At 69.2% G+C, this 22,880-nt stretch carries 22 protein-coding genes and 1 riboswitch; of the genes, 11 read left to right on the top strand and 11 right to left on the bottom strand.

The window, feature by feature from the left end:
* Positions 1–123 precede the first annotated feature (123 nt).
* The 10 genes from FB390_RS14885 to FB390_RS14840 all read left to right on the top strand — a co-directional run bounded on the left by FB390_RS14885 (position 124) and on the right by FB390_RS14840 (position 10,240).
* Complete coding sequence (locus FB390_RS14885) at positions 124–966, top strand: ABC transporter permease (protein WP_141809485.1); 843 nt, start codon at positions 124–126, stop codon at positions 964–966.
* A gap of 2 nt (positions 967–968) precedes the next feature.
* Positions 969–1,700 carry an ABC transporter ATP-binding protein gene (locus FB390_RS14880; protein WP_141809484.1) on the top strand — a complete coding sequence of 244 codons (732 nt, stop codon included), beginning with the start codon at positions 969–971 and terminating at the stop codon, positions 1,698–1,700.
* Complete coding sequence (locus tag FB390_RS14875; RefSeq protein ID WP_141809483.1) at positions 1,697–3,292, top strand: FAD-dependent oxidoreductase; 1,596 nt, start codon at positions 1,697–1,699, stop codon at positions 3,290–3,292. The genes FB390_RS14880 and FB390_RS14875 overlap by 4 nt, the downstream gene beginning before the upstream one ends.
* A complete protein-coding gene (locus tag FB390_RS14870; RefSeq protein WP_141809482.1) occupies positions 3,289–3,630 on the top strand; it encodes a 4Fe-4S dicluster domain-containing protein in 342 nt (113 codons plus the stop codon). The genes FB390_RS14875 and FB390_RS14870 overlap by 4 nt, the downstream gene beginning before the upstream one ends.
* 20 nt (positions 3,631–3,650) lie before the next feature.
* Positions 3,651–4,652: an ABC transporter substrate-binding protein gene (locus FB390_RS14865; RefSeq protein ID WP_141809481.1), complete on the top strand. Its 1,002-nt coding sequence runs from the start codon at positions 3,651–3,653 to the stop codon at positions 4,650–4,652.
* A 130-nt stretch (positions 4,653–4,782) separates the two neighbouring features.
* Entirely contained in the window at positions 4,783–5,223 is a 441-nt protein-coding gene (locus tag FB390_RS14860) for a carboxymuconolactone decarboxylase family protein (RefSeq protein WP_246124029.1), read from the top strand.
* A 60-nt stretch (positions 5,224–5,283) separates the two neighbouring features.
* A complete protein-coding gene (locus FB390_RS14855; protein WP_141809480.1) occupies positions 5,284–6,372 on the top strand; it encodes a winged helix DNA-binding domain-containing protein in 1,089 nt (362 codons plus the stop codon).
* 382 nt (positions 6,373–6,754) lie between these two features.
* Entirely contained in the window at positions 6,755–7,849 is a 1,095-nt protein-coding gene (locus tag FB390_RS14850; protein ID WP_141811780.1) for a glycosyltransferase family 4 protein, read from the top strand.
* The gene (locus FB390_RS14845) at positions 7,846–9,981 is read left to right on the top strand and encodes an amylo-alpha-1,6-glucosidase (RefSeq protein ID WP_141809479.1); all 2,136 of its coding nucleotides are present in this window, start codon (positions 7,846–7,848) and stop codon (positions 9,979–9,981) included. The genes FB390_RS14850 and FB390_RS14845 overlap by 4 nt, the downstream gene beginning before the upstream one ends.
* Before the next feature lie 73 nt (positions 9,982–10,054).
* On the top strand, positions 10,055–10,240 hold the full coding sequence (locus FB390_RS14840) for a hypothetical protein (protein ID WP_141809478.1): 186 nt from the start codon (positions 10,055–10,057) through the stop codon (positions 10,238–10,240).
* A gap of 22 nt (positions 10,241–10,262) precedes the next feature.
* Here the strand turns inward: FB390_RS14840 and FB390_RS14835 are convergent, their stop codons facing one another.
* The 8 genes from FB390_RS14835 to FB390_RS14800 all read right to left on the bottom strand — a co-directional run bounded on the left by FB390_RS14835 (position 10,263) and on the right by FB390_RS14800 (position 17,009).
* The gene (locus FB390_RS14835; RefSeq protein ID WP_246124028.1) at positions 10,263–11,825 is read right to left on the bottom strand and encodes a substrate-binding domain-containing protein; all 1,563 of its coding nucleotides are present in this window, start codon (positions 11,823–11,825) and stop codon (positions 10,263–10,265) included.
* Positions 11,826–11,929: 104 nt separating this feature from the next.
* Positions 11,930–12,988, bottom strand: a complete 1,059-nt coding sequence (locus FB390_RS14830; RefSeq protein WP_246124027.1) for a PHP domain-containing protein — start codon at positions 12,986–12,988, stop codon at positions 11,930–11,932.
* A 4-nt stretch (positions 12,989–12,992) separates the two neighbouring features.
* Positions 12,993–13,574 (bottom strand): dihydrofolate reductase family protein, encoded by a 582-nt coding sequence (locus tag FB390_RS14825; protein ID WP_141809477.1) that lies wholly within the window; start codon positions 13,572–13,574, stop codon positions 12,993–12,995.
* A 66-nt stretch (positions 13,575–13,640) separates the two neighbouring features.
* On the bottom strand, positions 13,641–14,501 hold the full coding sequence (gene mutM, locus FB390_RS14820; protein WP_141809476.1) for a bifunctional DNA-formamidopyrimidine glycosylase/DNA-(apurinic or apyrimidinic site) lyase: 861 nt from the start codon (positions 14,499–14,501) through the stop codon (positions 13,641–13,643).
* 1 nt (position 14,502) lies between these two features.
* On the bottom strand, positions 14,503–15,225 hold the full coding sequence (rnc, locus tag FB390_RS14815; RefSeq protein ID WP_141809475.1) for a ribonuclease III: 723 nt from the start codon (positions 15,223–15,225) through the stop codon (positions 14,503–14,505).
* Positions 15,226–15,247: 22 nt separating this feature from the next.
* Positions 15,248–15,430, bottom strand: a complete 183-nt coding sequence (gene rpmF / locus FB390_RS14810) for a 50S ribosomal protein L32 (RefSeq protein WP_014987105.1) — start codon at positions 15,428–15,430, stop codon at positions 15,248–15,250.
* Between the two features lie 54 nt (positions 15,431–15,484).
* A complete protein-coding gene (locus FB390_RS14805) occupies positions 15,485–16,111 on the bottom strand; it encodes a YceD family protein (protein ID WP_141811777.1) in 627 nt (208 codons plus the stop codon).
* 151 nt (positions 16,112–16,262) lie between these two features.
* Positions 16,263–17,009 (bottom strand): DivIVA domain-containing protein, encoded by a 747-nt coding sequence (locus FB390_RS14800; protein WP_141811776.1) that lies wholly within the window; start codon positions 17,007–17,009, stop codon positions 16,263–16,265.
* A gap of 303 nt (positions 17,010–17,312) precedes the next feature.
* Between FB390_RS14800 and FB390_RS14795 the strand changes: the two genes are divergently transcribed.
* Positions 17,313–17,825 (top strand): GtrA family protein, encoded by a 513-nt coding sequence (locus tag FB390_RS14795; RefSeq protein WP_141809474.1) that lies wholly within the window; start codon positions 17,313–17,315, stop codon positions 17,823–17,825.
* A gap of 70 nt (positions 17,826–17,895) precedes the next feature.
* On the opposite strand, the gene coaD is transcribed toward FB390_RS14795, so the two are convergent.
* From coaD to FB390_RS14780, 3 genes are read right to left on the bottom strand one after another with little or no spacing between them, the layout of a single operon-like run.
* The gene (gene coaD / locus FB390_RS14790) at positions 17,896–18,381 is read right to left on the bottom strand and encodes a pantetheine-phosphate adenylyltransferase (RefSeq protein WP_141809473.1); all 486 of its coding nucleotides are present in this window, start codon (positions 18,379–18,381) and stop codon (positions 17,896–17,898) included.
* 20 nt (positions 18,382–18,401) lie between these two features.
* Positions 18,402–18,959: a 16S rRNA (guanine(966)-N(2))-methyltransferase RsmD gene (gene rsmD / locus FB390_RS14785; protein ID WP_141809472.1), complete on the bottom strand. Its 558-nt coding sequence runs from the start codon at positions 18,957–18,959 to the stop codon at positions 18,402–18,404.
* Positions 18,956–22,360 (bottom strand): pyruvate carboxylase, encoded by a 3,405-nt coding sequence (locus tag FB390_RS14780; RefSeq protein WP_141809471.1) that lies wholly within the window; start codon positions 22,358–22,360, stop codon positions 18,956–18,958. Before FB390_RS14780 ends, rsmD begins: the two co-directional genes overlap by 4 nt.
* A 248-nt stretch (positions 22,361–22,608) precedes the next feature.
* A riboswitch (cobalamin riboswitch) is annotated at positions 22,609–22,816 on the top strand.
* The last annotated feature ends 64 nt before the right edge of the window (positions 22,817–22,880 follow it).

Raw genomic sequence — 22,880 nt, 5'->3', positions numbered from 1 at the left:
TCCAGCGTCTCGCGGAAACCGGCCACGAGCACCCGTCAGGATCGCGCTGATCCGAACCATTTCGCCACGAGACGGGCGGCCTTAGGTTTTCGCCAGTATCACTCGTGTTAGGACCGTTGCCAGATGACGCTGCAATTGGATCCGGTCACTTCCTCGCCCCCCGCCGTCGTCGCGAAACAGGTGCCCGAACGCTCGGGCGCCCTCGTACGCCGGTTCTCGGGTGTGGCGCGCAAGTCGTCCGGCCTCGTTCTCCTCCTGATCCTGTGGCAGCTCGGCGCCCGCGACTGGCTCGGCGTCACGACACCGGCGCCCACCGAGGTGCTGGCCGCGGGCTGGGAGCTGATCCGCTCCGGCGAGCTGTGGGAGCACCTCGCGGCCTCGGCGCGCCGGGTGGCGCTCGGTCTCTCGCTCGGCATCACGATCGGCTTGGTGCTCGGCGCGGCGGCCGGATTGCTCCGGGTTGCCGAGGATCTCATCAACGCTCCCGTGCAAGCGCTGCGCATGCTGCCCGCGCTCGCGCTGCTCCCGGTGTTCATCATCTGGTTCGGCATCGGCGACTCGTTCAAGATCGCCCTGATCACCGTGGCGCCGATCTTCCCGATCTATCTCAATGTCTTCGCGGGCATCCGCTCGGTGGACCGCAGGCTGGTGGAAGCCGCCGAATCGCTCGGCCTCGGCCGGTTCGAGCTGACCTGGCGGATCATCCTGCCCGGCGCCCTGCCGCAGATCTTCGTCGGGCTGCGCCAAGCGCTCGGCATCGGCTGGCTCGCGCTGGTGGTAGCCGAAATGCAGACCACCCCCGTTGGTCTCGGCTTCCTGATGAACGACGCCAAGGAGTTCCTGCGCACCGATCAGATCTTCCTTGTGCTGGTGATCTACGCGGTGCTCGGCCTGCTCAGCGATCTGCTCGTGCGCGCCCTCGAACGCCGATTCCTGTCCTGGCGCACCGGATTCGAGGGTGAGTAGCGATGACGACCACGATCCATTCCGGGGTCCGCGTCCGTGACGCGGGTCGCTCCTTCGACGGCAGAGCGGTGCTGCGCGGCGTCGATCTCGACATCGCCCCCGGCGAATTCGTCGCGCTGCTCGGCGCAAGCGGCTCCGGCAAGAGCACGCTGCTGCGCGCCATCGGCGGGCTGGACAGCGGCTTCACCGGCACGCTCGAGGCGCCGCGCTCCAAGGCAATCGTCTTCCAGGAACACCGGCTGATCCCGTGGATCACCGTGTGGCGCAACGTGATACTCGGCGTCGACGGGAAGGGCGTTCGCGAGCGCGCACTGACGGCGCTGGAGGAGGTCGGCCTCGCGGCGAAAGCCGAGGTGTGGCCGGCGACGCTGTCCGGCGGCGAAGCCCAGCGCGTCGCGCTGGCCCGCGCGCTGGTGCGCAACCCGGATCTGCTGCTGCTCGACGAACCGTTCGGCGCGCTGGACGCGTTGACCAGACTCAAGGCGCAAGCGCTGGTAGCGCGGCTGTGGCAGCAGCACCGGCCCGCGGTCCTGCTGGTCACCCACGACGTGGAAGAGGCGCTGCTGCTCGCCGACCGCGCCCTCGTCCTGCGCGACGGCCGCATCGCCGAATCATTCGACATCGCCATCCCGCGCCCGCGCTCGGTGATCGATCCCGAATTCTCCGCCCTCCGCCGCCGGCTGCTGCTCGCACTCGGCGTGAATCCCGACGCACCGACAGGAGCCGACCAATGAACGAACCATGGCAGACCAGCACCGATGTCCTGGTGATCGGCGGCGGCCCCGCCGCAGCGTGGGCGGCCATCCACGCGACCGAGGCGGGCGCCGAGGTGACCCTGGTGGACAAGGGCTACTGCGGGACCAGCGGCGCGACGGCACCGTCCGGCACCGGCGTCTGGTACGTCGCACCCGAGGCGACCGCCCGCGCCAACGCCAAGGCCAGCCGCGAGGCGCTCGGTGGGCACCTGGCCGACCACTACTGGATGGACCGGGTGCTGGATCAGACCTACGCCAACATGAATCGGCTGGCGGTCGAGGGCCGCTACCCGTTCCCCGTCGATCCGACTACGGGCGAGCAGCTCCGCACCGGCGTCCAAGGTCCGGAGTACATGCGCCGAATGCGGGCCTGGCTCAAGCGGATCGGCGTCCGCATCCTCGATCACTCCCCCGCGCTGGAGCTGCTGGTCGACGACGAGGGCACGGTGCGCGGCGCGGCAGGCTACCAGCGCCAGGCAGAACGGGACTATCGGATCACCGCGGGCGCGGTGGTACTCGCCACCGGCGGCTGCGCGTTCCTTTCCAAGGCGCTCGGCACCAACGTGGACACCGGGGACGGCGCGCTGATGGCCGCCGAGGTGGGCGCGCGCTTCTCCGGCATGGAGTTCTCCAACGCCTACGCCATCGTGCCCAAGGGCTCCACCATCACCAAGACCGCCTACTACGGCTACGCCACCTTCTTCCACGAGGACGGCCGGGTGCTGGAGGGCGCGGGCTCGACCAAGGGCCGCTCGGTGATCGCGCGAACCCTCCTGACCGAGAAGGTGTTCGCGCAACTCGACCGTGCCGACGCGGCCGTGCAGGAGCAGATGCGTCTCGGCCAGCCCAACTTCTTCCTCCAGTTCGACCGGCGCGGCATCGATCCGTTCACCGACCGCTTCGAGGTCGATCTGCTCGCCGAGGGCACCGTGCGCGGCACCGGCGGCATCGACGTGGTCGACGACGACTGCGCGACGACCGTGCCGGGCCTGTACGCGGCGGGCGACGCCGCGACCAGGGAGCGCATCTGCGGGGGCTTCACCGGCGGCGGCAGCCACAATTCGGCATGGGCCATGTCCTCGGGCAGCTGGGCGGGCGCGGGCGCGGCCCGGTTCGCGCTGCGCGAGGGGCGCGGCGCGGAGGGGCGGCTGCGCGGCGCGGGCCGGGTCGGTCTGCGTCCCAGCGGATCCGATCCGGTGGCGGCGTCCGAGGTGGTCGAGGCGGCACAGGCGGAGCTGATCCCGTTCGAGAAGAACTACCTGCGCCACGGCGATCGGATACGTCCGGCGCTGGCCGAACTCGACGCGATCTGGCGGCGCGCGAGCGATGGGCTCGGCGGGCACACCGGCGACGACCGCGTTCGAGCCAGGCAGGCCGCGGCGATCACCGCGGTCGGCCGGTTGATGTACGCCTCGACGTTGGCGCGCACCGAGACCCGCGGTATGAGCAAGCGCGCCGACCACCCCGAACAGGATCCGGGGCAGCACCATCATGTCCTGTCCGGCGGACTGGACGCGGTGTGGACCGGCACCACACCCGCCCGCAACACCACCCTGGCGGTGGCGTCGTGATCGAGCTGCTGCGCGCCGAGGACTGCATCGGCTGCGACAAATGCGTTGACGCCTGCCCCACCAACGTGTTCGACCGCACGGCCTCCGGAATACCGGTCATCGCACGGCAATCCGACTGCCAGACCTGCTTCATGTGCGAGGCGTACTGCCCGGCCGACGCGCTCTACGTCGACCCGGAATCCACGCCGCTGTCCGCGGACGCCGCGATCCCGGAGCACCACATCGGGCGCTACCGCGAAAAGCTGGGCTGGGGGCGCGGCCGGACCCCCGGCAGCCTCGTCGCGGTCGGCCCGAAACTGCCGCACGGCACACCGCCGCCACGGCTGATCGAATCATGAAGAAAGCGAACCGTTTCCCCATGCGTACCCTGCGGCCACTCGTCGCCGCCCTGCTTTCCGCCGCCACCGTCGTGCTGACCGGCTGCGGCTCCGGCACCGACGATTCGGCGACCCGCGCCGAGATCCAGACGCTGCGCATCGGCGTCATCGGTACCGGCAACGTGCTCACCGGCACGCTCGGCTTCGCGCATCAGCGCGGCGCCCTGCTACCCGCGCTGCAACCGCTCGGCGTGCGGAACATCGAGGTCTTCAGCTTCCCGAACGGGCCGGACCTGAACCAGGCGCTGGTCGGCGGGAAGCTGGACGTGGCGAGCTACGGCGACACTCCGGCCCTGATAGCCCGCGGCAGCGGTCTGCAGACGCGGCTGCTCGCCATCAACGCCGTCGGCCTGAATGCCGGTGTGGTGGTGAAGGACCCGTCGATCACCTCGCTCAAGGATTTGGCGGGCAAGAAGATCGGGGTCCCGTCCGGCTCGTACATCGACCGGTATCTACAGGGGGCGCTGCGCGAGGCGGGGGTGCAAGCCGATCTGATCCACCTGCTCTCGGCCGATTCGGAGGCGCCGCTGAACAACGGCGACATCGCGGCCACGGCGCTGCCCGACGTGAACCCGTCGTCGTTCCTGCAATCCTTCCTGGCCAAGGGCTTCCGGCTGATCGACTCGGTGCGAGCGAACCATCCCGGCCTCGGCGGCACCTCATCGGCCGTGAGCAGCCAAGCTTTCCTCGACACCCATCCGGAGTTCGGGCCTGCCTGGCAAGCGATCCTCACCGAGGCCAACGCCTACGCGCGGACGCACTGGGACGACTACGTGAACTACGAAGTGGGACAGTCCAAAGCGCCGGAGGCCGTGGTACGGGCGACCGCGACGCCCTCGTACATTCCGGAGTCGTTGTTCCCCGAGGCGGGCGTCCAGCTACTCACCGGCACGAAGCAGTTCCTCGTCGACCAGGGCAAGATCCGCAAGGACTTCGATCTCGCGGAGTGGTTCTACCGCGCCGATCAACCGAAGCAGAGCTGAGCCGCATCGACACCGATGGCCCGGGCGCGACGTCCCGGGCCATCGTCGTGTCCGAGCCCGCGTTGTCACATTCCTCGGCGTTGTCTCGTCTCTCCTGGGTAAGGCGAAATCTCGACGAAAGGACGACCGCATGTCACGGATGAAGCTGCCGGAACTCGCGCCCGAGGTCTATCAGGCGTGGATCGCCGCCGAGGGCGCGATCCGGCGCGGGCCGCTGGACCCGGTGATCCTGGAACTGGTGAAGATCCGCGCCTCGCAGATCAACGGGTGCCTGTACTGCATCGACATGCACACCACCGACGCGCGCCTGGCGGGTGAGACCGAGAAGCGAATCTTCCAGCTCGACGCCTGGCGTGAGTCGGCTCTCTACAGCGAGGCCGAGCGTGCCGCGCTGGCCTACGCCGAAGCCGTGACCCGCCTCGGCGAGCACGGCGTGAGCGACGAGATCTGGGCCGAGGTGGAAAAGCACTTCGACGAGGGCGCGCGAGCGGGCCTGGTCGCGATCACCGCGATGATCAATCTCTGGAACCGGATCGCCGTGCCGCTGCGCATGCGGCCCGAGCCGGTCTGACGGGCGGGCCGACCGGGACGGACCGGTCGGATTGTCGGTGCCCTCGGCCAGGATGGGGTCATGACGGAACTATCGCTACGCGAGCTGAACCGGACCCTGCTGCTGCGCCAGAAGCTGGTCGAGCGGGTGGATCTGACGCCGTTCGAGCTCGTCAGGCACCTCGTAGCGGTGCAGGGCCAGGAACCCAACTGGCCCTACATCGGCCTGTGGACGCGCCTGGCCGAGTTCCGGCACGACGACCTCGCCACACTGCTGCGCGATCGAGAACTGGTGCGCTCCATCATGATTCGCCGCACCGTGCATCTGGCCGACAGCGCCGACTTCCGCTGGCTGCGCCCGACCGTGCAGCCGGTGGTCGACGCGGCGCTGAAAGCCGCGTACTACCGCGAGGAGATCGACGGCATCGATCTGGCCGAGCTCGCCGCGGCGGGCCGCGAACTCCTGGCCGGAAAGCGATTGAGCCGTAGTGAATTCGGCGAACTGCTCGCCGATCGGTTCCCGGACCGGCACGTCCGCAGGCTCGCCGAGACCGTCGAATTGCTCGTCCCGCTCGCGCACGGCCCGGACACCGGGGCGTGGGGCCGGTGGCGCAACCGCTACGTCACCGTGGGTCTCGCCGAGGAGTGGATCGGCGCGCCGATGGCCGAGCCCGACCCCGCCGCGCTCATCCGGCGTTATCTCGCCGCCTTCGGTCCGGCGACCGTCGCGGACATGCAGGCGTGGGCGGGCATCACCCGGCTCGCCGAGGTGGTCGACGAGATGCGCTCGGAGTTGGTTGTCTACACCGACGACCGGCACCGCGTGCTGTTCGACCTCCCGGAGGCGCCGCTGGCCGATCCGGATCTCGACGTCCCGGTGCGCTTCCTGCCCGCCTTCGACAACGCGCTGCTCGGCCACAAGGACCGCCGCAGGGTGATCAGCGAGGAGGATCGCCAGCGCACCGCGAAGGAAGCCTCGGCGGGCGTGCCGATGTACCTCGTCGACGGATTCGTGCACGGCCGCTGGGCGCTGGAGGACGACACCGTGCGCATCACGCCCTGGCATCCGCTCTCCGCGGCGGACGAGGCCGCCCTCCGAGCGGAAGCTGTAAGTTTGCTGAAATTCGCCACGCCCGACGGGCATGGAAAAATTTTTGTGGAGAGCGCATAAAGCTCCGAAAAAAACGCTGCCGATAAGCACAAATTCGAGACGGAACTATCGGTAGGATAACGGATCGAAGAAGATTTCCAGCAACTGCTTGGTTTGAGCCTCGCCAAACGAGGTACAACCCCTTCGGCCTCCCCTGACACGTTCCACTGTGACAGGCCAACCAAGCCCCATGGACGGCGGTGAAGTTTTCGCTCCACCTCCGCCGGCGGCGGCCACCACGTTAGGCACCCGGCGCATCGGTGTGCTGGGTGGATGCGAGTGCAATGGTTGTGTCCCTGGAAGGAGGGTCATGAGCGCAGTGTTCTCGGCGCCGGTTTCGGCGCAGCGTGTGGCTTCGGATCTTCTCTCGATCGATCACCCTGGTACCCGATTCCGCATTGCCATGGTTGTTCCGCCCTATTTCGACGTGCCGCCGAAGGCTTACGGCGGCGTCGAGGCGGTAGTCGCCGATCTGGTCGATTCGTTGGTAGCGCGTGGCCATGATGTGACGTTGTTCGGAGCGGGCGAGCCGGGTACCAAGGCTCGCTTCGTTCCGCTCTGGGATCGGGCATTGCCCGAACGGCTCGGCGATCCGTTCCCCGAAGTCGTGCACGCGCTGAAGGCGCGAAGGGCGATCGAACGCCTGCAGGCGACACACGGCGTCGATCTCGTGCACGACCACACCTTCGCCGGTCCGCTCAACGCACCGGCGTACTACGGCCTCGGCCTGCCCACCGTGGTGACCGTCCACGGACCCGTGCAGGACGACTGCTACCGGTACTACAAGGCGATGGGCGACGAGGTGTCGCTCGTCGCGATCAGCGACCGCCAGCGCGCGCTCGCCCCGGACCTGCACTGGGCCGGGCGGGTGCACAACGCGCTGCAGGTGGCGGATTGGCCGTTCCAGACCGAGAAAGAGGACTACGCGCTGTTCCTCGGCCGGTTCAACGAGTGCAAGGCGCCGCACCTGGCGCTGGAAGCCGCGCACGCCGCCGGAATTCCGCTCATCCTGGCAGGCAAGTGCAGCGAACCACCTGAGCTGGCGTACTTCGAAGAGAAGGTGCGCCCGCTGCTCACCGACCGCGATCACGTCTTCGGGATGGCCGACGCGCAGGCCAAGCGCAAGCTGCTCGCCGGTGCGCGCTGCCTGCTGTTCCCGATCCGCTGGGAGGAACCCTTCGGCATGGTGATGATCGAATCGATGGTCTGCGGCACACCGGTGGTCGCGCTGCGCGGCGGCGCGGTCGAAGAGGTGGTCGTCGACGGCGTCACCGGACGCATCTGCGACGATCCCGCCGAACTGACCGCGGCGATCGCCGAGGTGCAGGCGATGGATCCGGCGGCGTGCCGGGCCCACGTCGAGGCCAACTTCGGCGCCGACGGCGCCGGCCGCGGGTACGAGCAGGTCTACCGCAAGCTCCTGCGGCCGAAGAACCGGGTCGGCACCCGTGTTCCCGAGACCACCGTGCCCGTCGCGGTCGCGGGCAGGCTCGCGTGACGGGAGCCTCCGCCGCGAGCGGCCCGACGCCGCTCAACTCGGGTGAACCCGCGGGCTTCGGCGGAGCCGGGTCGGTGACCCTGGTGGAAGGTGGCACCTTCTGCCTGTCGAACCGGCTCGGCGACGTCGAGCCCGGCCGCCCGCACGGGCTGTTCTTCCGGGACGCGCGCGTCCTCTCGCGGTGGGAACTGCTCGTCGACGGCAGACCGGCGGAGCCGCTGTCGGTCCTCAGCCCGGAGGCGTTCATCGCGCGATTCGTCATGCGCAGGCCGCCGCACGCCGGGCTGGCCGACAGCACCCTGCTCGTCGTGCGCGAGCGCATCGTCGCCGACGGCATGCACGAGCTGCTCACCTTGGAGAACATGGGCCGCGAACCCACCGCGGTCACCTTGGAGCTGCACGTCGACGCCGATTTCGTCGACCTGTTCGCGGTCAAGGAGGGCCGCGCGGGACATATGCGCGCCGATGTGACCGTCGCCGAGGGCGAACTGCTGCTGCACGATCGATCCGACCGGATGCGGGGTATCACGATCTCGGCCACCGTGGAACCCTCGGTGCTGCCCGGCACGCTGGTGTGGCGGGTCGTCGTTCCGGTCGGCGGCAAGTGGCAGACCGAGGTCATCGCGCAGCCGACGCTGGGCAACCAGCAGGTGCAGATGCCGCTCATGCCTGGCGAGCACATGGGCTTCAGCGCACCGTGCCGCAAGATCGCGGCGTGGCGCGACACCGCGACCGACATCTCCTCGGCGGATCCGGTACTCACCCAGGTGCTGCGCCGTACCGAAAGCGATCTGGGCGCGCTGCAGATCCACGACGACACCGGCGAGAGCAGACCGTTCGTCGCGGCGGGCGCGCCGTGGTTCATGACGCTGTTCGGTCGCGACAGCCTGCTCACGGCGTGGATGGCGTTGCCGCTCGCCGTCGACCTGGCTCTCGGCACACTGCAACAGCTGGCCGAACTCCAAGGGCAGGAACTGAATCCGCTCAACGAAGAGGAGCCGGGCCGGATCATGCACGAGATGCGGCGCGGTCCATCGGGCGGGCAGGTGCTCGGCGGCAACATCTACTACGGAACCGCCGACGCCACACCGCTGTTCGTGATGCTGCTCGCCGAATGCCATCGGTGGGGCGCGGATCCGGCGGCGATCGAGGACCTCCTGCCCGCCGCCGACGCGGCCCTGGAATGGATCACCGAGTACGGCGACCGCGACGGCGACGGTTTCGTCGAGTACCGTCGCGCCACCGATCGCGGTCTGATCAACCAGGGCTGGAAGGACAGCTACGACGGAATCAACGACGCGGGAGGACATCTCGCCGAGGCTCCGATCGCGCTGTGCGAGGTGCAGGGCTATGTGCACGCCGCCCTGCTCGCCAGGGCCGAGCTGGCCGAAGCCTTCGACGAGATGCGCCTGGCCGGGCGCCTGCGCGAGCGGGCGGCCGAATTGCGCGGCAAGTTCACCGAACAGTTCTGGATGCCCGATCGCGGCTGGTACGCGGTCGCGCTGGACGGCACCAAACGGCACGTCGACGCGCTGACCAGCAATGCGGCGCACTGTCTCTGGGCGGGTATCGCCAGCGACGAACACGCCGAGGAACTGGTGCGTCAACTGGCCAAGGAGGAGATGGACACCGGATTCGGGCTGCGCACCCTGGCCTCCAACATGGGCGCCTACAACCCGATGAGTTACCACTGCGGTTCGGTCTGGCCGCACGACACCGCGATCGCCGTCGCCGGTCTGCTGCGCTACGAGCACGTGCCGGGCGCGACGAAGCTGGCCACCCGGCTGGCCACCGGATTGCTGGACGCCGCAGCGGCTTTCGACGGGCGCCTGCCCGAGCTGTTCTGCGGATTCCCGCGCTCTCGGTTCGCGGTACCGGTGCCCTACCCCACGTCCTGCTCGCCGCAGGCGTGGGCGAGCGCCGCGCCGCTGCTGTTGGTGCGTGCCTTCCTCGGCCTGAATCCCGATGTGCCGCAACGCACGCTGACGGTGCGGCCGCGGCTGCCCCAGTCCTGGGGCCGGGTGACGCTCACCGCGCTGCGCCTCGGCGACGTCAGCGTCGATCTGGAAGCGGAGGGCCATCAGATTCACGCGGCACGACTGCCGGACGATTGGCAGCTGATCACGCTCTGAAACGCTCACGACAACCGCCCGCGCACGGGAAACGGGCATCCCGCAACGCAGTGTCGCGGGCTGGAGGTGCACGATGCAGACATCGCTGGACAAGCGGGATCTATGGAGCACTCAGCACAGAGACTGCGGTATCGAACCGACCGACCTGGACATGGAACTCGCGCAGTTCCTCCGCAGCGTCCACGCGGGGCACGGGCCGGACTGTCGCCAGTATCTGGCGGCCGCCGCCTACTGTTTCGGCCACACCGAAACGGACTGACCCGCAACGCACGACGACCGCTTCAGGAAGCCGGTGCGCAGCGGCCTGGTTCGAGTAGATCACTGGCACACGGCTCGTTGCCGTGCGCGCGAAGCACTTCCGCGCCCACGTCCGCCGTCAGGTAGTGCAGGAAGCTCGCCGCGAGCGAGTCGCCCGGCAGATCGCCGTTACTGTACGCGTATTCGACGCCCCAGAAGGGATAGGAGCGATCGATCGCGGCCTGTCGCCCCGGCGCGACGCCGCCGAGCGTGAGCACACGCATCTCGGCCCTGCGCGCCTCGGACAGCTCCGAATAGCCGATCGCACCGGGGATCTCCTCGACCGCCTTGTGCATGTCCTTGGTGACCGGCACGTCGCAGTAGGTACCAGCGGTGTCCTTGATGGCGGTGCAGCTGCGGTGCGGGCGGGCTGGTTGCGCGCCGCCGAGCAGCGCGTTCTCGAAGATCACCCGGGTGCCCGATCCCGGCGCCCGATCGATCAGGACCACCGGCACATCCGGACCGCCCACCTCCCGCCAGTTGGTGATTCGCCCCTGATAGAGATCCCTGACCTGGGCGACGGTGAGATCGGTGATGCCGAGATCCTCGTGCACGACCACGGCGAACAGCGAAAGCGCGAGCGGACGAGCTTGCAGCGCGGAGTAACCCGGGCCCTTCGCGCCGTCGCTGATCGTGAGGAGGCCGGAATCCGGTCCGGCTTCGGCCAGCCGGTCGAGACCCCGTTCGGTGCCCTCGAAGTCGAAGGCGAATTCGGCTGCCGTGCAGCGCTTCTCGTACTGTGCCGCGGCGTCGCGGATCACCGGATCGAACGCCGAGGAGCCGACGAGCGTGAGGTTGCCCGCGGCACAGTCGAGCGGCGGCGGCGGTGGCTGGAGCGCGTCGACGACGAACTGCCCGATGATCACCAACACCAGGAACACGGTCAGCAGCAGCATCACGCGGGAGGTGCCGGTGCGGCTGCGCGTCTCGACGACGCTCCCGCCGCGAATGTCGCCGCGCAGCAGCGGGTCCGGAGCCTGATCGCTGGCGTTGCCGTCCCGGTCGCCGTTGCCCTCGCCACGCTGCAAGATGGCCAGGATCTTGTAGTGCGCGTTCCGGGTGAGCGGCACCTTCGGCAGATCGATGACGCCCGTGCGCCCGTCGGGCTCCACATTGATGGCGATACCCGAGGAGGGGCCGAGTCTTGGGGCGAGGTCCCGATCGCTCAGCTCCGTCACGGCCATGCCGATCACCCGGCGCTGCGGGAAGTGCAGATGCAGGCCGACCTGCTGGGAGGGCGACAGATAGTCCGACTCGGAGATCGCGGTGTTGCCGCTGTTCTCGATGCGGACCAGCACCACCGAAAGATCGCGAAGCTGTTCCCGCCGTTCGGCTTCGGTACCGGCGGGGTCGGGATGCAGCCGCTCCAGCACACCGGGATACACCGACCCGATCTCGCCGGTGACGGGCGTGTCCATCTGCACGCGGTAGCCGAGCCGCCTGCGGCCGACGAAGACGAACTCCCACAGGAACGCCGCGAGCGGCACCACGATACCGATGAACGCGAGGACGGTATCGAGCGGAAAATCGTCCAACGCTTGCCCCACCCCCGAGAGTCCTTTCGCCGCTCATTCTGCGGTGCCGCACCGCGTTTCGTTCGGGTACCCGCCGGATGTTCGCCGAGCGTTCACCGGCCGACCATCCGGCTCGCTCAGGACGCCGCCGTCCACGCCAGCAACTCGTCCACCGGCCAGGTGTTGATCACCCGGTCCGGATCGACGCCGTTGGCGACGGCGCGCTCACAACCGTAACCCTGCCAGTCCAATTGGCCCGGCGCGTGCGCGTCGGTGTCGACGGAAAAGTGGCAGCCGATCTCGACAGCCAGCCGCAGCAGGCGGGACGGCGGGTCCAAACGCTCGGGGCGGCAATTGATCTCGACCGCGGTGCCATACTGCTTGCACGCCTCGAAGACGAGTTCGGCGTCGAAGGTGGACTCCGGGCGAGTACCCCGCCCGCCGGTGACCAGTCTGCCGGTGCAGTGGCCGAGCACGTCCACGTTCGGGTTCGCGACCGCGTAGACCATGCGCTTGGTCATCGTCTCGCTGTCGGCGCGCAGGTGCGAATGCACGCTGGCGACCACGATGTCCAGCTCGGCGAGCAGGTCGGCCTCCTGATCGAGGGTGCCGTCGTCGAGGATGTCGACCTCGATGCCGGTCAGGATGCGGAACGGCGCGAAGCGCTCGTTCAGCTCGGCGACCAGGTCCAGCTGGCGCCGCAGCCGTTCGGCGGACAGGCCGTTGGCGACGGTCAGGCGCGGCGAATGATCGGTGAGCGCGCAGTATTCGTGCCCGAGCGCCGCGGCGACGCTCATCATCTCCGCGATCGGGCTGCCGCCGTCGGACCAGTCGGAATGGGTGTGCAGGTCACCGCGCAGCCGGGTGCGCAGGGGCTTGCCGGGCACGCCGATGGGCTGGGCGGCGCGGCGCAGATCGGTCAGGTAATCGGGCACCTGACCCGCGCAGGCCTGCGTGATGACGGCGGCGGTCTTCGGTCCGATGCCCGGCAGATCCTGCCAGATCCCCGCCGCCTGGTACATGGCGAGCTCATCGGCCGACAGCCCCGCCACCACATCGGCGGCACCGCGGTAGGCCTTGACCCGGTAGCTCTTGGCGCGTTCGCGCTCGAGCCAGAAGCCGATCTCGCGCAGCGCTTCCACCGGACCGGGCGCGTCGGCCCTGTCCGGTTCGGCGATGCGATCGGCGCCCGTCACGCGGCTAGTGGATCCGGCTGTACTTCACGAAGGCCACCCCGTCTTCGAACACCCGGCTGGTGATCACCCGGAAGCGGGCCGCCTCCGGCAGCCGTGGCCCGGAGCCGAACAGCGAGCGGCCGCGGCCGAGCACGATCGGGTACAGCTTGAGGAAGATCTGATCGATCTCCGGAAGCAGTACCTGGGCCAGCTCGCCGCCGCCGCACAGCCAGATGCCTAGTCCCCTGTCGCGCTTGAGTTCTCGGACCCGCCCCAGCGGATCGTCCGAGATCAGCTCGACGGCCGGGTCCGGACTCTCCGGCAGCGTCGTCGAGACGACGAACTGCCGCAGGTGCGCGTACGGGCTCGAGGTGCCGGTGCGCACGCCGAAATCGTGCGTCTTGCGGCCCATCAGCACCGTGTCGAAGTTGGCATTGCGCTTGTCGATGCCGCGCGACTCCCGCACCTTGGTCGGCAGGGTCTCGGGATACTGCGCGGTGATCGCCGGGCCGTGGTCGCCGCCGACCGGGAAGAAGTCGACCGACCCGTCCTCGGTGGCGATGAAGCCGTCGATCGTCGACGCGACGTAGTAGGTGAGCTTGCGCATATGTCCTTCCTCCAGGCGACCGGGCGGGAGTCCCGGACCGCATGAGGAAACGGTAGCTCGCTCGGCTCAGCGGCGGCGCGGCTTCGGCTGGCAGCGCGGACAGTAAAAGGAGGAACGGTTCATGAAACGCTCGCGGACGATGGGCGCGCCGCAGCGCAGGCACGGCTCGTCCGCCCTGCCGTAGACGGCGAGCGCGCGGTCGAAGTAGCCGGACTCGCCGTTGACGTTCACGTAGAGCGCGTCGAACGAGGTGCCGCCCGCGACGAGCGCCTCGCCCATGACGGCGGCGGTCGCGTCGAGCAGCGCACGGACCGCGGGGCGGGTCAGGCCGGAGGCCAGGCGATTGCCGTGGATGCGCGCGCGCCAGAGGGACTCGTCGGCGTAGATGTTGCCGATGCCGGAGATCACCGACTGGTCCAGCAGCACCCGCTTGATCTCGGACTGCTTGGCGCGAATCGCGGCCACCGCCGCCTCGCGATCGAAGCGCGGGTCGAGCGGGTCACGGGCGATGTGCGCGACCGGCTCGGGAACGAGTGAGCCGTCCACCTCGACCAGCGGCGCGAGCGCCCAGCCGCCGAAGGTGCGCTGGTCGACGAAACGCAGCTGGGTGCCGTCGTGCAGGGTCGCCTGGATGTGCGCGTGCTTCTCCAGCGGCGCCTCGGCGGGTTGCACCAGCATCTGACCGCTCATGCCCAGATGCACGACCAGCGCGTCGTCGCCGTCGTCGAAGGTGAGCCAAAGGTATTTGCCACGACGTTCGGCCGACGCCACCCGCTGCCCGGCCATCCGGGCGGCGAGATCGGCCGCGCCCTCGAGGTGGCGGCGCACCGATCGCGGGTGCGTGACGGTCACCGATTCGATGGTGCGGCCGACGACGTGCTCGGCGAGTCCGAGCCGGACCGTCTCGACCTCGGGGAGTTCGGGCACGTCAGGCTTCGGCGGTCAGCGCCTGGTAGGCGGCGCCCGCGGCCTTCTGCTCCGCTTCCTTCTTGGACCGGCCGACGCCCTGCCCGTAGGCACGGCCACCGATCACCGTGGTCGCGGTGAACTCCTTGTCGTGGTCGGGCCCCGTCGAGGTGATCTCGTAGCTGGGCACGCCGAGTCCGCGTTCCGCGGTGAGTTCCTGCAGGCTGGTCTTCCAGTCGAGACCGGCGCCCATTCGGGGACCGCGCTCGAGCAGTTCGGCGAACAGCCGCAGCACCACGCCGCGCGCCACGTCGATGCCGTGTTGCAGGTGCACCGCGCCGAGCAGCGACTCCATGCCGTCGGCGAGGATGCTCGGCTTGTCACGGCCGCCGGTGAGCTCTTCGCCCTTGCCGAGCAGCAGATGCACGCCGAGCCCGCCCTCGCCGAGCCCGCGCGCCACCTCGGCGAGCGCGTGCATGTTCACCACGCTCGCCCGCAGCTTCGCCAGTTCGCCCTCGGACTTGTCCGGGTGCTCGTGGTACAGCCGCTCGGTGATGCTGAGGCCGAGGACGGAGTCGCCGAGGAATTCCAGGCGCTCGTTGGTCGGCAGGCCGCCGTTCTCGTAGGCGTACGACCGGTGCGTCAGCGCGAGGCGTAGCAGATCCGGTCGCACGTCGACGCCGAGGGCTTCGAGCAGGCTGGCATGTTCACCGGACGAGCCGGCTTCGTCCTTGCTGACGGTCACGTCGATACGACAGGTCGAACTGTCAGACGGCGGCGGTGACCTGGCGGCCCTTGTAGGTGCCGCAGGACGGGCACGCGATGTGCGGCAGGGTCTTCTCGCCGCAGGCGCGGTTCGGGCAGGTGATCAGGGTCGGCGCGGTGGCCTTCCACTGGCTGCGCCGCGACCTGGTGTTGGAACGGGACATCCGGCGCTTGGGAACGGCCACGACTAACTCTCCTCTGTCCTAATTGCTCTGCCGGTTCGGCTGACGGTCTTGCGTTTATCGGTCTGGGTCGGCGTCCGCGTCGGGACTGCCGTCGCCGGGCGATTCGGTGGCGAACTTCGCCAGCCCGGCCCAGCGAGGGTCAAGTATCTCATGCCCATGATCGGAACCCGCAATCGCCATCCGCACGCCGCATTCCGGGCACAGCCCGGCGCAGTCCGGCGTGCACAGCGGCTGCAGCGGCAGCTCGAGGCCGATGGCGTCGACGATCACCGGTTCCAGGTCGATGAGGTCGTCGTCCATCCGGTAGACCTCGTCGTCCTCGGTGGTCTGCTCGGTGGTGCTGTCGGGATAGGCGAACAGCTCCGTGAGATGAAGCCGGACCTCGCCGGTGAACGGTTCGAGGCAGCGCGAGCACTCCCCCGCCGTCGGCGCGGTCACCATTCCGGTGACCAGCACACCCTCGGACACCGCCTGCAGTTGCAGGTCGAGCTCGACCTCCGCCCCCTCCGGGATGTAGATCAGGTCCAACCCGATCCGCTCGGCGGTGGTGACCGTGCGCTGCTGCTCCCGCATGGTGCCGGGGCGGCGCCCCAGACTGCGGGTGTCCAGCACGAAACCCGCGTCCACCTTGCGGTGCGAAGCCGCACGGTGACGCGACGCGGAACCGGAACCGGCGGGCATCACGAACTCACTCACGATCGAAGGGAAATGGGCAACCACTCAACAATACGCGAGGTGTCCCTCGAACCTCAAAACGCCGACAGCGCTGGGCAGTAGGTTCCGCGCGGGTCGTCCGCAGCGGCTTCGGCGCGGCGACGGGCCGCGGCAGGGGTCAGCGGCGGAATTCCCCCGCGTAGTCGGGCGCGCCGGCGCCGCTGCGCAGCTGGTGCCGTCCGCGGCCGACGACGCGCAAGGTGCTGTTGAGCGTCTCCTCGAACTGCGCGAGCGTGGAGTCCACGTAGTGGTCGCACTCGTCGCGCATCCGGTCGACCTCCTCGTGCGCGCTGTCGATGAGTCGCGCGGATTCGGCGTGCGCGGCCCGCACCACCTCGGTCTGGGTCACCAGGCGCTCCTGCTCGGCGAGGCCCTCGGCCACCGAGCGCTCGTAGGACGCCTTGCCCGCCTCGATCATGCGCTCCGACTCGGTGCGGGCCCGGCCGGTCACCGCCTCGTACTCGGCATTGCCGTCGGCCACGATGCGATCGGCCTCGGCCTGCGCGGTGGTGACCAGGTGATCGGCGTGCGCGCTCGCCTCGGCGACCATGCGGTCGGCGTGCGCTTTGGCGTCGGCGAGGATGCGATCGGCTTCCTCGCGGGCCGACCCGATGGTCTGCTCGGCCTGTTCGTTGGCGGTGGTCACGGTGAACTCGGCGGCCGAGCGGGCGTCCGAGACGATCTTGTCGCGGTGGTCGAGCACGTCCTGGGCGTCGTCGAGTTCGCCGGGCAGCGCGTCGCGCACGTCGTCGAGCAGTTCGAGCACGTCACCGCGCGGCACGATGCAGCTGCGGGTCGGCGGGATACCGCGCGCCTCTTCGACGATGGCCACCAGCTCGTCGAGTGCCTCGAATACGCGATACATGCTCACTACCCCGCTCTCCTGCTGACTCCGGCGAAACTCTCCGCCGACGCCCAGTGTGCCTCTCATCACGGCGGATGCCGAGTCCTCTTCCGGTGTGTCGTCGCAGTGTCTCGCACACCACAAAATCAAGTGGAGGAAGACCCTCCACTTCGTGCTACATTTTTCACGAGAGGATCCCAACAAGATCTTCTTAAGCAGACCGCAGGCTCGAAGCCGGACTGTGGGAGCACAGGAGGCCAACGGAAGGAAGCGGCACCCGCCGCGGTTGTCCCTACCGAAGGCTCAGGTTGGATCGGAAGAACAATGACGGTTCTGGAAGTACCGCACTCGGCAGGAGTGCCGATCGGCATCTACTCGCCGTGGGCCTTCCCGTACCCCACGGTGCGCACGGTGTCGGCCGCCCGGTTCGGGCAGCTGCTGCAGTACCTGCGCGGCGATCGCGCCTTCGCCCAGCTCGTGCGTTTCGCGCTCGTCGGCGGTTCCAGCAATGTCGCCTACGTCCTGCTCTTCTTCGCCATGCACGGCATCGGCCCGATCGTGGCCAACATCGCCGGATCGGTCGTGAGCACGATCATCGCCAACGAGCTGCACCGCCAGCTCACCTTCCACGCCGCGGGCCGGGTCGGCTGGTTCACCGCGCAGTGGGAGGGCGGCGGACTCGCCCTCGTCGGCTTGGGCATCACGACCGCGGCGCTGGCCGGACTGGAGATCTGGGCCCCCGGCCTCGGCGACATCGCCCAGGCTGCGGCCGTCCTCGCCATCACCGCCGCGGTCGGCGGCATGCGCTTCCTCGCCCTGCGCGGTCTGGTGTTCTGACCCGGACCCCGAACGAGATCCGCCCCGGTTCCGAGACGATTCGGAACCGGGGCGGTTTCTTGTCGTGGGCTCAGCCGCGCCGTTCGGCGAGGCGATCGAGCAGCCGCTTGTGCACCGACGGCGGGAGCATGTCGCTGACATCGCCGCCGTAGGTCGCCACCTCCTTGACCAGCGAGCTGGACAGGAAGCTGAAGGTCGGGTTGGTGGCGATGAAGAAGGTGTCGACTCCGGAGAGCTTTTTGTTCATCTGGGCCATCTGCAGTTCGTAGCCGAAGTCGGTGGCGTCGCGCAGGCCCTTGACGATGGCGGTGATGCCCTGCTCCTTGGCGAAGTCCACCAGCAGTCCCTGCCAGGAGGTGACCCGCAGGTTCGGCAGGTGCGCGGTCGCCTCACGCAGCATCTCCATCCGCTCCTCGACGGTGAACATGCCCTGCTTCTTCGGGTTCACCATGACGGTCACCACGACCTCGTCGAATTGCGCCGCCGCGCGGGCGAATACGTCGAGATGCCCGTTGGTGACCGGATCGAACGATCCGGGACACAGTGCTCCAGCCATGAGGCGACGCTACCACCCGGTCACGGCCGGTAGTCGGCCAGTTCCAGGCGGGTTTCGCCGTAGCGACGCGGCTTGGCCGGGACGAAGGCTGCGGGCCAAGCGATTTCGGGGGATCGGCTGGACCGTTCGACGACGATCAGCGCGTCGGGGTGCAGCCAGCCACCGTCGGCCAGCGCGGTCAGGTCGGCGGTCACCGCCGCGGTGTCCACGTCGTAGGGCGGGTCGGAGAGCACCAGATCGAACCGGCCGGCGCCGCCCTGGGCGAGCACCGCGGCGACCGGCCCGACGCGCAGTTCCGCGCCGGGCAGGCCGAGGTCGGCGATGTTGCCGCGCACCACGGCCGCGGCCTTGCGATCCGACTCGACCAGCAGCGCGTAGGACGCGCCGCGGGACAGCGCCTCCAAGCCGAGCGCGCCGGATCCCGCGTACAGGTCGAGTACCCGCGCGCCGTCCAGATCCATCCTGGCGTCGAGCGCGCTGAACAGCGCCTCGCGCACCCGGTCTGAGGTCGGCCTGGTGCCCGCGGGCGGCACCCGGAGGCGCCGCCCGCCCGCCGCACCTGCGACGATCCGGGTCATTCCGCGGTGGACTCGCGCACGGCGAGTTCGACCAGCAGGTCACCGCCCTCGACCTGCTGCACCTTGCCGATCGCGACGCGGGCGACGGTGCCCGCCCGCGGCGCGGTGATGGCGGCCTCCATCTTCATGGCCTCGATGGTGCCGATGGTGTCGCCGGTCTCGACGGTGTCGCCCTCGCCGACCGCCAGGGTGACCACACCCGCGAACGGCGCGGCGAGATGGCCGGGGTTGGTCTTGTCCGCCTTCTCCGCGACCGGGATCTCGGAGGCGATGGACCGGTCCCGCACCGCGACCGGCCGCAGCTGGCCGTTGAGGATGCACATCACCGTGCGCATGCCGCGTTCGTCGGGCTCGGAGATGGCCTCGAGACCGATCAGCAGGGTGACGCCCTTCTCCAGCTGCACGCGGTGTTCCTCGCCGCGGCGCAGACCGTAGAAGAACTGGTTGGCGCTCAGACCCGAAGTGTCGCCGTACTTTTCGCGGTGGGTGAGGAACTCCGCCGTCGGGCCGGGGAACAGCAGCCGGTTCAGTGTCGCGCGGCGCTCCAGCGAATCCCCTTCCAGCCCCGCCTGATCCGCCGCCGAGAGCGGGGTCTCCGGCTTGGCCGCACCGCGTCCGGCCAGCGCCTTGCTGCGGAACGGTTCGGGCCAGCCGCCCGCCGGGGTGCCGAGTTCGCCGCGCAGGAAGCCGATCACCGAGTCGGGGATGTCGTAGCGGCCGGGATCGGCGGCGAAATCCTCGATGTCGACGCCGGTGCCGACCAGCGCGAGCGCGAGGTCACCGACGACCTTCGACGACGGCGTCACCTTCACCAGGCGGCCGAGCAGCCGGTCGGCGGCCGCGTACTTCGCCTCGACCTCTTCGAAGCGATCGCCGAGGCCGAGCGCGATGGCCTGCTGGCGCAGGTTCGACAGCTGACCGCCGGGGATCTCGTGCGTGTAGACGCGTCCGGTCGGAGCGGGCAGCCCGGATTCGAAGGGCGCGTATACCTTTCGCAGCGCCTCCCAGTACGGCTCCAGGTCGCACACGTTCTGCAGGTCCAGTCCGGTGTCGTGCTCGCTGTTGGCCGCCGCCGCGACGATCGCCGAGAGCGCGGGCTGACTGGTGGTGCCCGCCATCGCGGCGCTCGCGCCGTCCACCGCGTCCGCGCCCGCCTGCCAGGCCGCCAGGTAGGTGGCCAGCTGACCGCCGGGGGTGTCGTGGGTGTGCACGTGCACCGGCAGATCGAAGTTGCTGCGCAGCGCGGTGACCAGGGTCGCGGCCGCCGGGGCGCGCAGCAGACCCGCCATGTCCTTGATGGCGAGCACGTGCGCGCCCGCGTCCACGATCTGCTCGGCCAGCTTGAGGTAGTAGTCGAGGGTGTAGAGGTTCTCGTTCGGGTTCGACAGGTCGCCGGTGTAGCTCATCGCGACTTCGGCGATGGCGGTACCGGTTTCGCGCACCGCGTCGATGGCCGGACGCATCTGGTCGACGTTGTTGAGCGCGTCGAAGATGCGGAAGATGTCGATGCCGGTGGCCGTCGCCTCGGAGACGAAGGACCTGGTCACCTGCTCCGGGTACGGGGTGTAGCCGACGGTGTTGCGTCCGCGCAGCAGCATCTGCAAGCAGATGTTCGGGATCGCCTCGCGCAGCGCGGCAAGCCGCTCCCACGGGTCCTCGTAGAGGAAGCGCAGCGCCACGTCGTAGGTCGCGCCGCCCCAGCACTCGACGGAGAGCAGCTCGGGGGTCATCCGCGCGACGTGCCCGGCGACCTGCAACAGACCGTTGGACCGCACACGGGTGGCCAGCAGCGACTGGTGCGCGTCACGGAAGGTGGTGTCGGTGACCCCGACCGCCTTCTGCTCGCGCAGCGCCTGCGCGAAACCCTCCGGGCCCAGGCGCAGCAGTCGCTGGCGCGAACCGTCCGGCGGCGGCACGCTCAGATCGATGGCGGGCAGCTTGTCGTGCGGGTACACCGTGGTCGGGCGCTCGCCGTGCGGTTTGTTGACGGTGACGTCGGCCAGGTACTCGAGGATCTTGGTGCCGCGGTCGGCGGACTGGCGCAGCGTCAGCAGCTGCGGGCGCTCGTCGATGAACGAGGTGGTGACCCGGCCCGCCTTGAAGTCGGGATCGTCGAGCACCGCCTGCAGGAACGGGATGTTGGTGGTGACGCCGCGGATGCGGAACTCGGCGAGCGCGCGCCGCGCGCGGGCCGCCGCCGCTGGCAGGTCCCGGCCGCGGCAGGTCAGCTTCACCAGCATGGAGTCGAAGTAGGCGCCGATCTCCGCGCCGAGGTTGGCGCCGCCGTCGAGGCGGATGCCCGCGCCGCCGGGGGTGCGGTAGGCCGTGATGCGACCGGTGTCGGGACGGAATCCGTTGGCCGGGTCCTCGGTGGTGATGCGGCACTGCAGCGCAGCGCCGCGGATGGTGACGGAGTCCTGGCTCAGGCCGAGGTCGGCGAGGGTCTCGCCCGCCGCGATGCGCAGCTGCGACTGCACGAGGTCGACGTCGGTGATCTCCTCGGTCACCGTGTGCTCGACCTGGATGCGCGGGTTCATCTCGATGAAGACGTGGTTGCCGCGCTCGTCGAGCAGGAACTCCACGGTGCCGGCGCAGCTGTAGCCGATCTGGCGGGCGAAGGCCACCGCGTCGGCGCAGATGCGTTCGCGCAGAGCCGGATCCAGATTCGGCGCGGGCGCAAGCTCGATCACCTTCTGGTGGCGGCGCTGCACCGAACAGTCGCGCTCGAACAGGTGCATGACGTTGCCGTGCTGGTCGGCCAGGATCTGCACCTCGATATGGCGCGGGTTCACCACCGCCTGCTCGAGGAACACGGTCGGGTCGCCGAACGCGGACTCGGCCTCGCGCGAGGCGGCTTCGATCGATTCGCGCAGCTGCTCCGGCGCGGCGACCCGGCGCATGCCGCGACCGCCACCGCCCGCGACCGCCTTGACGAAGATCGGGTATTCGAGTTCGTTTGCGGCGGCGAGCAATTCGTCCACGTCCGCCGAGGGCGCGCTGGACTTCAGCACCGGGAGACCCGCCGCCTTCGCGGCCTCGATGGCGCGCGCCTTGTTGCCCGCCAGCTCCAGCACCTCGGCCGAGGGGCCGATGAAGGTGATGCCCTCACGCGCGCAGGCGGCCGCCAGGTCCGGGTTCTCGGAGAGGAATCCGTAGCCCGGGTAGATGGCGTCGGCACCCGCGGTCTTGGCCGCGTCGATGATCGCCTCGATGGAGAGATAGGCGCGAACCGGGTGGCCCTGCTCCCCGATCTGATAGGACTCCGCCGCCTTCAAACGGTGAACCGAGTTGCGGTCCTCGTAGGGAAAGACGGCGACGGTCCCGATGCCGAGTTCGTAGGCGGCGCGGAACGCGCGGATGGCGATCTCGCCACGATTGGCAACCAAGACTTTCGAGAACATTGAACCAAGGTACCTGCCCCCGAATACAGCGACGACAGGGAAGTCCCCTTCGCAGCAATCTTCACAACGAGACCTAGCAGGCTTGCGAAGTTGCGTTCATCCCGGCGTCACATCTCACGATCCGCCGGGCCGGTCTGTGCGGGCCCGGCCGAGGGCGGGCGGGGAATATCCCGTCGTCCGTTTATGCTGGACAACGCAGCTGGTTCTCCAGTGCGCCCGACGAGATGGAGCCCCGACGTCGAGCGCCGGAGTCGAAGTCCGCTCCCGGTTTGCCGGGCGGCGGGCGAGAGGGAACCCGGTGAGAATCCGGGACTGTCCCGCAGCGGTATGCAGGAACGAACACCGTCATCACGCACTGGGTGAAGACCTGGGAAGCGACGGCCAGTAGGTCGGCGGGAGGAATCTCCCCAGCCGGTGCCCGCGAGTCCGAAGACCTGCCAGCCGTGCCGGATACGCCGTATCCGGCGGCCACCGCCTCGTGGATTGGGCGCGCGGACCATCAGTGCCGACTTCCAGGGCT

The sequence above is a fragment of the Nocardia bhagyanarayanae genome (assembly GCF_006716565.1).
Lineage (GTDB): Bacteria > Actinomycetota > Actinomycetes > Mycobacteriales > Mycobacteriaceae > Nocardia > Nocardia bhagyanarayanae.
Note: the sequence above shows the minus strand (reverse complement) of the source record. Positions and strands in the feature narration are given on the sequence as shown.

Bases quoted from the DNA above. Each gene is read 5' to 3' on its own strand.
- FB390_RS14885 (WP_141809485.1), top strand. From the start codon at position 124: ATGACGCTGCAATTGGATCCGGTCACTTCCTCGCCCCCCGCCGTCGTC.
- FB390_RS14880 (WP_141809484.1), top strand. From the start codon at position 969: ATGACGACCACGATCCATTCCGGGGTCCGCGTCCGTGACGCGGGTCGC.
- FB390_RS14875 (WP_141809483.1), top strand. From the start codon at position 1,697: ATGAACGAACCATGGCAGACCAGCACCGATGTCCTGGTGATCGGCGGC.
- FB390_RS14865 (WP_141809481.1), top strand. From the start codon at position 3,651: ATGCGTACCCTGCGGCCACTCGTCGCCGCCCTGCTTTCCGCCGCCACC.
- FB390_RS14860 (WP_246124029.1), top strand. From the start codon at position 4,783: ATGTCACGGATGAAGCTGCCGGAACTCGCGCCCGAGGTCTATCAGGCG.
- FB390_RS14855 (WP_141809480.1), top strand. From the start codon at position 5,284: ATGACGGAACTATCGCTACGCGAGCTGAACCGGACCCTGCTGCTGCGC.
- FB390_RS14850 (WP_141811780.1), top strand. From the start codon at position 6,755: ATGGTTGTTCCGCCCTATTTCGACGTGCCGCCGAAGGCTTACGGCGGC.
- FB390_RS14840 (WP_141809478.1), top strand. From the start codon at position 10,055: ATGCAGACATCGCTGGACAAGCGGGATCTATGGAGCACTCAGCACAGA.
- FB390_RS14825 (WP_141809477.1), bottom strand. From the start codon at position 13,574: ATGCGCAAGCTCACCTACTACGTCGCGTCGACGATCGACGGCTTCATC.
- FB390_RS14805 (WP_141811777.1), bottom strand. From the start codon at position 16,111: ATGCCCGCCGGTTCCGGTTCCGCGTCGCGTCACCGTGCGGCTTCGCAC.
- FB390_RS14800 (WP_141811776.1), bottom strand. From the start codon at position 17,009: ATGTATCGCGTATTCGAGGCACTCGACGAGCTGGTGGCCATCGTCGAA.
- FB390_RS14795 (WP_141809474.1), top strand. From the start codon at position 17,313: ATGACGGTTCTGGAAGTACCGCACTCGGCAGGAGTGCCGATCGGCATC.
- coaD (WP_141809473.1), bottom strand. From the start codon at position 18,381: ATGGCTGGAGCACTGTGTCCCGGATCGTTCGATCCGGTCACCAACGGG.
- rsmD (WP_141809472.1), bottom strand. From the start codon at position 18,959: ATGACCCGGATCGTCGCAGGTGCGGCGGGCGGGCGGCGCCTCCGGGTG.
- FB390_RS14780 (WP_141809471.1), bottom strand. From the start codon at position 22,360: ATGTTCTCGAAAGTCTTGGTTGCCAATCGTGGCGAGATCGCCATCCGC.